This window comes from Thiohalocapsa halophila, assembly GCF_016583825.1.
Classification (GTDB): domain Bacteria; phylum Pseudomonadota; class Gammaproteobacteria; order Chromatiales; family Chromatiaceae; genus Thiohalocapsa; species Thiohalocapsa halophila.
Window position 1 is genome coordinate 1 of the sequence record NZ_NRRV01000120.1, and the last position, 7,599, is coordinate 7,599.

Below are 7,599 nucleotides of genomic sequence, written 5' to 3' on the forward strand. Positions count from 1 at the left end.
GGCTGGCCCTTGCCCCTGTGCCGGCGCCGGCTCCCGTTGCGGCGGCGGCGCAGCGGGCGCTGGCGCGGGGTCGACCGGCGGCATCCGCCGGTCGGGCGCTGCGGCCAAGGCGTCGGCCGCCGCCGGCAGCGGCGGTGTCGTAAAGCGCCAGCTGAGCTGCGCGTCTAACCGGGTCCAGTGGCGACCGCCGTCGCTGATGCGAAAGTGCAGGCCGTCGCCGCCGTCGGCTGAGCTGATGTGTAGCTCCCGGGCGCCCGGCGCGTCGGCGTGCAGCGCGGCCCCCGGTGTTTCCACCCGCACCGCCGTGGCGTCGGCCAGCGGCGCCAGCTGCCCGGCCGCCAGCGGCTCGCCGTCCAGGTCGCCGAGGCCGGGACTGAAGTCCGGCGGCAGCAGCCGGCGGCTCACCAATGCCGTGATGGGGGTCATGAGCCGGGGCAGATAGCGGTCCTCGATGAGATGGACCATGTCCCCCACCTGCACGTAGCGCAGCGCGGCCACCGGCTCGTTGCCGCCGAAGCGAAGCGCCAGGCCGTCGAGGCTCATGTGCACACCCGCCGGCGACAGACCCAGGGCGCCTGGGTCCAGCCCCGCCGCCGGCAGGGTGCGGGCGACGGCGGCCTGCGCCACCGCCAGCAGTCGGCTGACGGCTTCGGCGTCCGCGGGCACCGCATGGGGCTCCAGCATGCGCCAGCCCGGCCCGGTGCGCTCCAGGCGGATCATCGGCTCACCGGCGCGCTTCAGTACGATGCGCTCGACCTCGTCCGGGGCGAGGTCCGTGAGCCGGGAAGCGCGTGCGTCCTCGCGCAGATCCAGGCGCACGATCAGCGCCAAGACGCCGAGCACGGCGAGCAGGGCCAGGTTGATGAGCCAGCGGCGGGCGAGCATGCTCAGGCCGAGCTCCGCCGCCAAGTGATCCAGAGCCCGAGCCCCGCGAGCAGCAGTGGCAGAGCGAAGACGCCGCCGACGGCGATGAGCCAGGTACGGGGTGCGGACAACACGAAGTTGTCCCGATCGTCCGGTCCCGGCGGCGGTGCGATCAAGTCCTCGAGCCCCGTGAGCCAGCGCACCATGCGCAATGCCAGCTCACGATTCTCGCCGGTACCCAGATGGGCGTTGCTGGCGAAGTCGCCGTCGCCGACGACGATGACGCGCTGCTCGTCGGGTGGCTTTGCCGTGATAGCGCGCTCATCGGCGTCGGCGTCGGCGTTGGCGTCGGCGGCATCGGCGGTGGCAGCATCCGCGCCTGGCCGGGGACGGCTCAGCGCCAGGGCCAGTGCCAGGGGCCCGGATACTTCACCCAGGTCGGGGTTGCGGGTGACCTCGCCGCGGATGGGGCCGGTCTCGTTCCAGCTCTGCTCGCCGCTGGTGAGCCGTGTCGCCAGCCGCCAGCCCGGGGCCGGGCCGGCCTCCAGCGCGAGGCTGCCCGGCAGCACGGCGTGGCGGCTCAAATCGCGGCCGAGGGCGTGCGCGGGCCAGTCGTCCACCACGGTGAAGGTGGGCGTCTCGAAGCCGTGCTCCGCGGCGCGGGCATCCACCACCAGCCCGGGCAGGGGGCGGATGCCGAGATAGGCGGCCAGGGGCTCCAGGCCGCGGAGATCGCCGCCGTCCGCGCCCGGGTCCAGGAGCCACAGGAGGTTGCCGCCGGCGGCCAGGTAGTCCACCAGGGCGTCCGCCTCGCCCGGAAAGAGCGCGATGGCCGGCGCCGTCACCACCAGCAGGTCGGTGTTGTCGGGCACGCGGGGGGCGCTCGCCAGGTCCAACGGGCGCAGCCGAAAGCCGCGTTGACGCAGCAGCTGTGCGAAGCGCCCGATGTCGGGCCCGGCGCCGCCGCCGAGTGCACGCTCGCCGTGGCCCTCCAGTACCGCCACCCAGGGCGCCCGGGCCAAGGTCAGCCGGGCGATGGCGCTGGACAGGGTGCCTTCGCTCAGCACCTCCAGGGTCTCGCGGCGCCCTTGGTGCTCGATCACCACCTGGCCCAGCAGACGGACATCGGCCTCGCGGGCACGCTCCGGTGCGGCTTGGGGGTCGACCCAGTGGATATCCAGGTCGGGGCGATGACGCCGGTAGCGGGACAGCAGCTGTTCCACGGCGCGGCCGACGCGGTGCTCACGCGGGGCAAACACCGTGATGCGCAGGGGCGCGGTGTCTGCGTCCGGCAGGCGCTCCAGCAGCGCGATGCTCGCCGGTGTCAGGCTGTTGCGGGCGCTGGCGGACCAGTCGAAGGTGCGGTCGTGCCGAGCGGCGAGCCAGCCGGCGGTGAGCACCAGGGCCAGCAGCAGCAGCGCGAAGACGCCGTCGGCGGCCGTGCGCTGGAGGCGCCGCCAGCGCCCCGGCGCGGTGCGGCGCGGCGCGGCCGGCGGCTCTTCCGGCGGCGCCGCGAGACCGGACTCGTCCGCGGCGGGCAGGGCTGCGGAGGGCTCGATGCGTGCCGGGGCGGTCATGTTCGAATCAGTCGAGCCTCGCATTCTCCAGCCGGCGGTGGGCGAGGGCGAGGAAGCAGGCCGTGAGCCCGACGAAGTAGACGATGTCGCTCAGGCGCACCACCCCGGCCAGGAACCAGAACAGGTGCTGGCTCCAGGCAATCCAGTCCAGCACGCCGAGCTGCGGGGCGCCGAGGGCTTGCGCGCGGTTCACCACCGACAACAATACCAGCAGCGCATAGGCGGCGACGGCGGCGGCGATGGGCTGCGCGGTCAGGCTCGCGGCGAAGAGCCCGACGGCACCGAACAGAACCCCCGTCAGCCAGAGCCCGAAGCTCGCCGCCAGCAGCATGCCCGGATCGACGGGGGCGGCGCCGAGCAGGAGCAGACCCAGCGCCAGCGGCAACAGGCACAGGGGCAGCAGCAGCAGCGCCAGCGCGGCGAGCTTGCCGAGCAGGATGCTGGCCAGCGGGATGGGCGCACCCGCCAGCAGCGCCCAGGTGCCGTCGCGCAGCTCTCCGCCCAGGCTGCGTGCGGCCAGCAGCGGCACCACCAGCAGCAGCACCACGGCGGCGGTGCCGTAGAGGTTGTGGGTGAGCTCCAGGTTGAGGCCCGCCGTGCGCAGCGCCGGCTCCGGACCGGTGAACGCATCCAGCACCTTGAGCAGCACATAGCCGAGGATGGCCTGGGTCGCCGCCAGCAGCACCCAGCCCACTGGCGTGCGGAAGGCGGCGAGCCAGTCGCGGGCGGCGATGGCACCGATCATGCCGCTGTCTCCAGCCCGACGCTGCGAAAGAACAGCCGCTCCACGTCGCTGCGCACCGGCGTCAGCTCCAACAGGCCCCAGCCGGCGGCCACCACGGCGGCGGCCAGCTGCTCGGCATCGGTACCCGCGGCGAGCCACACCCGGTAGACGCCCGGGTGCTGCGCGCCGGCGTCGGCTTCGGCCGCCGCCACCGGCGCCAGGGCCGTGAGCGCCGCGTGCTCCGGCGCCCGCGCGAGCCGCAGGCGCAGGGCATTGGGCGCCGCCAGGGGGCCGTCGTGCAGCAGCCGCCCCCGGTCCAGCACCAGGACCCGCTGGCAGCTGGCCTGGACCTCCGCCAGGGCGTGGCTTGAGATGAGCACCGCGGCGCGGCCGGCGAGGTCGGCGATGAGGCCGCGCACCTCGCGCATCTGCAGCGGGTCCAGGCCGTCGGTGGGCTCGTCCAGGATCACCAGCTCCGGCTCGTGCAGCAGGGCCGCGGCGAGGCCCGCGCGCTGGCGATAGCCTTTGGAGAGCCGCCCGAGCAGCCGGCGCGCGGCGGACTGCAGGCCGCACCGGCGCAGGCTGCGGGCCACGGCACGGGCGCGGGCGCCGGCGGGGACGCCGCGCAGCCGGGCGCAATGGGTAAGATATTCGTCGACGCGCATCTCCGGATACAGCGGCGGGCGCTCCGGCAGATAGCCGATGTGCCGCTTGGCCTGTTGGGGGGCGCGCACCATGTCATGCCCGGCAACCGCGACGCGCCCGCTGCCGGGGGCCAGCAGGCCCGCGAGGATACGCAGGCAGGTGGTCTTGCCGGCGCCGTTGGGTCCGAGCAGACCCACCACCTCTCCCGGCCGGAGCTGGAAATCGACCCCGTTGAGGGCACGGGCTCGGCCGAAGCAGCGTGAGAGGGCCTGCACCGTCAGCAACGCATCCATGGCCGCGACCATAGCGCGGGCGCGGGTGCCTGCCAACTGCGCGTCGGCATGCATTCGCGTTGGGCGCGGCGGCGAGCCGGTGTAACCTCGCCCCGGCGGGCGACGCTTGCACCCGGGTGTGCTCAGGTGCACCCAGCATTGACGCAGCCCGGGCCCCTACGGCAATAGACGCGACTCACGCATGGCTTTGCTCGGCATCGACACCGGCGGCACCTTCACCGATTTCGTCCTCTGGCACGACGACCGGCTGCGCGTGCACAAGGTGGCGTCGACGCCGGCGGCGCCGGAGCAGGCCATTCTGCGCGGCGTGCAGGAGCTGGGCCTGGCGCCCGCCGAGCTGAGCATCGTGCACGGCTCCACCGTGGCCACCAATGCCGTCTTGGAGGGCAAGGGCGCACGCACCGCCTTCGTCACCAACCGCGGGTTTCGGGATTTGCTCGGCATCGGTCGCCAGGCGCGCGCGGCGCTCTACGACCTGCAGCCACCGCCGGCGGCGCCGCCGGTGCCGCCGGCGCTGTGCCTGGAGACGGGCGGGCGCCTTGGTGCCGACGGCGCCCTCATCGAGCCCCTGACGGCGGCGGATCTCGATGCCCTGCGGGCAGCCGTGGCGGAGCTGGATGTCGAGGCGGTGGCGGTGAATCTGCTCTTTTCCTACCTGGACGCCGGTGCCGAGCGGGCTATTGCCGCCGCCCTGCCGCCCGAGATAACCGTCCACCACCGGGCCGACGCGGGCGTTGAGCCAGGTGGCGACGCCGCGCTCGTACTCGCCCATCAGCGGCAGCACCGCCGACGACAGCGAGACGAACAGGCCGGGCTGCCGGGGGCGGGTATCGCCGTGATGCAGTCGAGTGGAGAGACCGTGGCCGCCGACGCCGCCGGCGACGGCGCGGTGCGGCTGCTGCTCTCGGGCCCCGCCGGCGGGCTCGCCGGTGCCGGCTATGTGGCGGCCGCCGCCGGACTCGGGCAGATGCTGACGTTCGACATGGGCGGCACCTCCACGGACGTGGCGCTCGTGGACGGCGCCCCGCGGCTGACGCTGGAGGGCCGCATCGGCGGGCTGCCGGTGGCCGTGCCCATGGTGGACATGCACACCATCGGCGCCGGCGGCGGCTCCATCGCCCGGCTCGATGCGGGCGGCGCCCTCCAGGTCGGCCCGGAATCCTCCGGGGCCGAGCCCGGACCCGTCTGCTACGGCCGCGGCGGTCGGGAGCCGACGGTCACCGACGCCAATCTGGTGCTCGGGCGCCTGCGCGCAGACGCCTTCCTGGGCGGGCGCATGCCGCTGGATCTGGACGCGGCCCGGCAGGCCCTGGCGAGTCTCGGTCAGCGCCTGGGGCTTGTCCCTGCCGCCGGCGAGGAACCGGCGGAGCAGGCCGCCCGCGGCATCATCGACATCGTCAACGAGCACATGGCCCAGGCGCTGCGCGTCATCTCCGTGCAGCGCGGCATCGACCCGACGGACGGCTGGCTGTGCTGCTTCGGCGGTGCCGGCGGTCTGCACGTCTGCGCGCTGGCGCAGGCCCTCGGCATGAGCCGCGCGCTGGTGCCGGAGCGCGCCGGGGTGCTCTCGGCGCTGGGCATGCTCGCCGCCCCGCCCGGGCGGCTGCTGACCCGGGCCTGGCTCGGGCCGCTGGCCGAGCGCAGCGACGCCGAGGTCGCCGCCGCGCTGGCGGGGCTTGCCGACCGCGGCCGGGCCGCGCTGGCGGCGGAGGGCATCGCCCCCGGTGACCTGCGGCGCGAGGACAGCCTGGACCTTCGCTATCGCGGACAGTCCTACACGCTCAATCTGCCCTGGAGCGGGGTCGCGGCCACCGCCGCGGCCTTTCAGGAGCTGCACCACGCCCGCTATGGGCATACATTGACGCTGCCGGTGGAGCTGGTGAGCCTCAGGGTGCGGCTCACGGCACCAGCGCGCGCCGCCGCGCTGCCGGCCATCGACACCCCGATCCCGGCCGAGACGGCGGTCACAGTGCCCGTGGCAGGCTTTGCGGCGCCGGTGCCGCTGCGCCAGCGCGCTGCCATCGGCGTCGGCGAGCGGCTGACGGGCCCGGCCGTCATCCTCGACGACGTCGCGACCACTTGGCTGGCGCCGGACTGGCAGGCCGAGCGCGACACCTTCGGCAACCTGCTTCTGCGGCGGCGCTGACTGGCGTCGCCCTGGCTGGTGCCAGGGCCCCTGGTTGGCTATAGTGCAGTGTCGCCGCAGGCCTCCCCAAAACGATGACGACAACCTGGGGCGGCCACCTACCCACCTGAGGATTTCTCCGAGGATTTGTTTGATGACGTACCAGGGGTTACTGGATCTCGCGCCTTGGCAGGTGGTGCTTGCCACCCTGGCGATGACCCATCTCACCATCATCGCCGTGACGCTTTATTTGCATCGGGCGCAGGCGCACCGCGCGCTGCAATTACATCCCGCCGTGGCGCATGTGCTCCGTTTCTGGCTGTGGCTCACCACGGGCATGGTGACCCGGCAATGGGTGGCGGTGCATCGCAAGCACCACGCCCATTGCGAGACCGAGCAGGACCCCCACAGCCCGCAGGTCCTGGGCCTGCGCACCGTCTTCTGGCGGGGTTCCGAGCTCTACATGGACGCCGGCAAGAATGTGGATGACATGGTCCGCTACGGTCATGGCACGCCCGACGACTGGGTGGAGCGCAATATCTACAGCCGCTTCAGCTGGTACGGCGTCGCCCTGATGCTGGTGGTGGATCTGCTGCTGTTCGGCGTCTACGGCCTCGCTGTCTGGGCGGTGCAGATGCTGTGGATCCCGGTATTGGCGGCGGGCGTCATCAACGGCGTCGGGCATTATTGGGGCTATCGCAACTTCGAGACCTCGGATGCCGCGACCAACATCCTACCCTGGGGGGTGCTCATTGGCGGCGAGGAGCTGCACAACAACCACCATGCCTTCCCGTCCTCGGCGCGGCTCGCCGCACGCCGTTGGGAGCTGGATCTCGGTTGGCTGTACATCCGGCTGCTGAGTGCCCTGCGGCTCGCGCGGGTAAAGCGCCTGGCGCCGTCGCCGCGGTTCATCGAGGGCAAGCGCACCATCGACCTGGACACCTTGCGGGCGCTGCTGGTGGGTCGCATGCACGTGGTGCGGCGCTTCAGTCTCGACGTGCTGAAGCCGGTGACGCGCGAGGCCCTGGGCAGCAAGGCCCAGCCGGATTGCGGCATCTCGCCCCGGCGTGCCGCGCGCATGCTGGCGCACACCTGGAGTCAGCTCGATGAGAGCAGCCGGGGCCGCCTCGAGCAGCTCCTCGCGCAGAGCCGGGAGCTGGAGGTGGTCTATCAGTTCCGCGAGCGCCTGCAGCAGATCTGGGAGCGCAATGCGCCGTCCCAGGAGGCGCTGCTGCAGCAGCTGCAGGACTGGTGTCACCAGGCCGAAGCCACCGGCGTCCACGCCCTGGAGCGCTTCTCGCGGCAGCTCCGCGGGTTCGCCTTGGTGGGGGCGCCGGCGAGCTGAGGGGGCTAGGCTCTAAGGGCTAGGGG

Annotated in this window: 6 protein-coding genes; 2 read left to right on the plus strand and 4 right to left on the minus strand. The window is 73.2% G+C overall.

All coding sequences use genetic code 11. The features are described 5' to 3' along the window. The 4 genes from CKO31_RS24720 to CKO31_RS24735 all read right to left on the minus strand — a co-directional run. Nucleotides 1-885 (minus strand): hypothetical protein (locus tag CKO31_RS24720; protein ID WP_200243178.1); only part of this gene is annotated, 885 nt, incomplete at its 3' end. 2 nt (nucleotides 886-887) lie between these two features. After that, complete coding sequence (locus tag CKO31_RS24725) at nucleotides 888-2,441, minus strand: GldG family protein (protein WP_200243180.1); 1,554 nt, start codon at nucleotides 2,439-2,441, stop codon at nucleotides 888-890. Between the two features lie 7 nt (nucleotides 2,442-2,448). Further along, nucleotides 2,449-3,186, minus strand: a complete 738-nt coding sequence (locus tag CKO31_RS24730) for an ABC transporter permease subunit (protein WP_200243183.1) — start codon at nucleotides 3,184-3,186, stop codon at nucleotides 2,449-2,451. Continuing rightward, nucleotides 3,183-4,157 carry an ABC transporter ATP-binding protein gene (locus tag CKO31_RS24735; RefSeq protein ID WP_242475666.1) on the minus strand — a complete coding sequence of 325 codons (975 nt, stop codon included), beginning with the start codon at nucleotides 4,155-4,157 and terminating at the stop codon, nucleotides 3,183-3,185. Before CKO31_RS24735 ends, CKO31_RS24730 begins: the two co-directional genes overlap by 4 nt. Nucleotides 4,158-4,284: 127 nt before the next feature. Here CKO31_RS24735 and CKO31_RS24740 point away from each other — a divergent pair, with 127 nt between their 5' ends. Continuing rightward, nucleotides 4,285-6,249 carry a hydantoinase/oxoprolinase family protein gene (locus CKO31_RS24740; RefSeq protein WP_200243185.1) on the plus strand — a complete coding sequence of 655 codons (1,965 nt, stop codon included), beginning with the start codon at nucleotides 4,285-4,287 and terminating at the stop codon, nucleotides 6,247-6,249. Between the two features lie 133 nt (nucleotides 6,250-6,382). Beyond that, entirely contained in the window at nucleotides 6,383-7,573 is a 1,191-nt protein-coding gene (locus tag CKO31_RS24745) for a DesA family fatty acid desaturase (RefSeq protein WP_200243188.1), read from the plus strand. The last annotated feature ends 26 nt before the right edge of the window (nucleotides 7,574-7,599 follow it).

Excerpts from the sequence above, each read along its gene's own strand:
- CKO31_RS24730 (WP_200243183.1), bottom strand. The coding sequence starts at position 3,186 with ATGATCGGTGCCATCGCCGCCCGCGACTGGCTCGCCGCCTTCCGCACG.
- CKO31_RS24725 (WP_200243180.1), bottom strand. The coding sequence starts at position 2,441 with ATGACCGCCCCGGCACGCATCGAGCCCTCCGCAGCCCTGCCCGCCGCG.
- CKO31_RS24745 (WP_200243188.1), top strand. The coding sequence starts at position 6,383 with ATGACGTACCAGGGGTTACTGGATCTCGCGCCTTGGCAGGTGGTGCTT.
- CKO31_RS24735 (WP_242475666.1), bottom strand. The coding sequence starts at position 4,157 with ATGCATGCCGACGCGCAGTTGGCAGGCACCCGCGCCCGCGCTATGGTC.
- CKO31_RS24740 (WP_200243185.1), top strand. The coding sequence starts at position 4,285 with ATGGCTTTGCTCGGCATCGACACCGGCGGCACCTTCACCGATTTCGTC.